The sequence below is a fragment of the Megasphaera sp. DJF_B143 genome (assembly GCF_900320625.1).
GTDB lineage: Bacteria > Bacillota > Negativicutes > Veillonellales > Megasphaeraceae > Megasphaera > Megasphaera hexanoica.
Genome location: NZ_ONTA01000304.1, coordinates 1 through 2,665, shown reverse-complemented (window position 1 = coordinate 2,665; position 2,665 = coordinate 1). Strand labels below are relative to the sequence as shown.

The following is a 2,665-nucleotide window of genomic DNA, read 5'->3' as shown; positions in this document are numbered from 1 at the left end:
CATACATACATTTTTTCATATCGCTGATACCGGTTTTGTGGCGCATAAAAATAAATTTGTGCGTATCACGTTTTACTTCGTCTTCTGGTACTTGACAAGGCTCGTATCCCGGTGTATGATTTGGTACATCAAATGAACATCGTCCCAAAACCTTTGAGGCGGAAGTAAAAACATGACGTGCACGTACAGAGAGCCGGGGTGCTGAGAGCCGGCCGTAAGCAGCTTGTTAAATGGACCGCTGAGGGCGCAGTCAAAGGCTGATGCCGAGTATTCTGCGACGTGGAGGCATACGTCAGTTGCCGGGAATATGATGGTATTCCGTCGAGAGCAGGAGTCAGATCCTGAAGCAAGGTGGCACCGCGGTATAAGTTAACCGTCCTTGACAATATATACAATTGTCAGGGGCGGTTTTTTGGTGTCTGAATGGAGGAGGTCCCAATGGAAACGCTGAGTCTGGAAGAAATAAAACAATATGCCGGCACATATAAAGTCGTACCGTTGTGCCGCAGTATATATGCTGACGTACGTACGCCAGTCGAAGTGCTGCGCATCGTCAAGAATGTCAGTTCTCACTGCTACCTGCTGGAAAGTATGGAAGACAGCCAGCGCTGGGGTCGGTACAGTTTTATCGGATACGATCCACAGATGGGTATTTATTGCAAGGACGGCGTCGTTCATATCAAGACCGGGGCAGAAGTTACGGTCCGCTCGCAGCATCCCGAAACGTTCATCAGTCAGATCCTGGATGATAATAAAGCACCGCGTATCGATGGCATGCCGCCCTTTACAGGCGGGCTTGTCGGATATTTTGCCTATGATTTCATCAAATACGCCGAACCATCCCTGAATCTGCAGGCAAAAGATGATGATGGATTTAATGATTTTGACCTCATGCTGTTTGATAAGGTCATCGTCTTCGACAATCTCAAACAACAGATTTACCTTATCGTCAACGTACGGCTGGAATCGGCTGATGAAAATTATAATCGGGCTATGCTGGAATTACAGCGCATGGAAGTACTCATACGCAAAGGGGAAACAGCCCGGAATATTCCACTTACACTCAAAAGTGAATTTAAGCCTCTTTTTACGAAAGACGAATACTGCCGCATGGTGGAAAAAGGAAAGGAATATATCCGGGAAGGCGATATTTTCCAGGTCGTCCTCTCCAACCGCATGATGGCCGAAGCCGAAGGCAGCCTGCTCGATACATACCGCGTATTGCGCACGCTGAATCCATCGCCGTATATGTTCTTCTTTTCTGGTGATGAAATCGAACTGGCCGGCTCATCACCGGAAACACTGACCCGTCTGGAAGATGGCAACTTATTTACTTTCCCGCTGGCTGGTTCGCGGCCCAGGGGAAAGACACAGGAAGAGGATCAGGCATTGGAACAGGAATTGCTCCATAACGCCAAAGAACTGGCAGAACATAATATGCTCGTCGATCTGGGGCGGAATGATCTGGGACGCATCAGCGAGTTTGGCAGTGTCCACGTAGAAAAATATCTCGACGTACTCCGCTTCTCCCATATCATGCATATCGGTTCGACTGTGCACAGCCGGATACGGCCAGACAAGACGGCTGTCGATGCCATTGCTTCCGTGCTGCCGGCAGGGACGCTTTCCGGAGCTCCCAAAATCCGGGCCTGTGAAATCATTGATGAACTGGAAGGTCATAAACGGGGCGTCTACGGAGGGGCCATCGGCTATATCGATTTTACGGGAAACATGGACTGCTGCATTGGCATCCGCCTGGCGTACAAGAAAAAAAATCACGTCTTCGTCTGCTCTGGTGCCGGCATCGTAGCGGACAGCGTTCCGGAACAAGAACATCAGGAATGCATCAATAAGGCAAAAGCCGTCGTACTCGCACTGGAAAAGGCCGATGGAGGGATAGACTAATGATTGTACTCATCGATAACTATGATAGTTTTACCTATAATTTGTATCAGCTCCTGGGACAATTCGACCCGGATATTTTGGCCATCCGCAATGATGAAAAGACGGTAGAAGAGATTGCTGCCATGAAGCCGGACCACATCATCATTTCTCCGGGACCGGGAAGACCGGCCGATGCAGGAATCTGTGAACAGGCCATTACCTATTTTACCGGCAAAGTGCCACTCCTCGGCGTCTGCCTGGGCCATCAGGCATTATGTGAAGCCTATGGCGGTACGATTACCTACGCCAAAGAATTGATGCATGGCAAGCAGTCCATCGTGGAAGTTGACACGGAAGATCCATTGTTTTCCGGCCTCGGCAAACGTATCGATGTGGGCCGGTATCACTCACTGGCGCTGGATCCGGATACGCTGCCCGATGAATTACAGGTTCTTGCCCGGACGGAAGATGGGGAAATCATGGCTGTGCGCCACAAGGACTATCCGACATATGGCCTGCAGTTTCATCCGGAATCTATCCTGACACCGCAGGGACCGATTATGATACAAAATTTCTTAAATATGCATATATAGGACAGAGGGGGATTTATCATGATTAAAGAAGCGATTATTAAAATTGTCAGCAAAGGTGACCTGACGTACGATGAAGCCAAAACGGTCATGCTGGAAATCATGAAAGGGGAAACGACGCCGACGCAGAATGCGGCTTTTCTTTCCGCGCTTTCTACAAAGAGTACGAAAGCAGAAACCATTGATGAAAT

2 protein-coding genes and 1 pseudogene are annotated in these 2,665 nt (G+C 49.0%); all 3 read left to right on the top strand.

Going from position 1 to position 2,665, the window contains the following annotated elements:
• Positions 1-438: 438 nt before the first annotated feature.
• Positions 439-1,905 carry an anthranilate synthase component I family protein gene (locus DBO31_RS08790; RefSeq protein WP_150824961.1) on the top strand — a complete coding sequence of 489 codons (1,467 nt, stop codon included), beginning with the start codon at positions 439-441 and terminating at the stop codon, positions 1,903-1,905.
• Entirely contained in the window at positions 1,905-2,477 is a 573-nt protein-coding gene (locus tag DBO31_RS08785; RefSeq protein ID WP_059076588.1) for an aminodeoxychorismate/anthranilate synthase component II, read from the top strand. The genes DBO31_RS08790 and DBO31_RS08785 overlap by 1 nt, the downstream gene beginning before the upstream one ends.
• 18 nt (positions 2,478-2,495) lie before the next feature.
• Positions 2,496-2,665: pseudogene (locus DBO31_RS08780) on the top strand (anthranilate phosphoribosyltransferase); the annotation flags it as partial.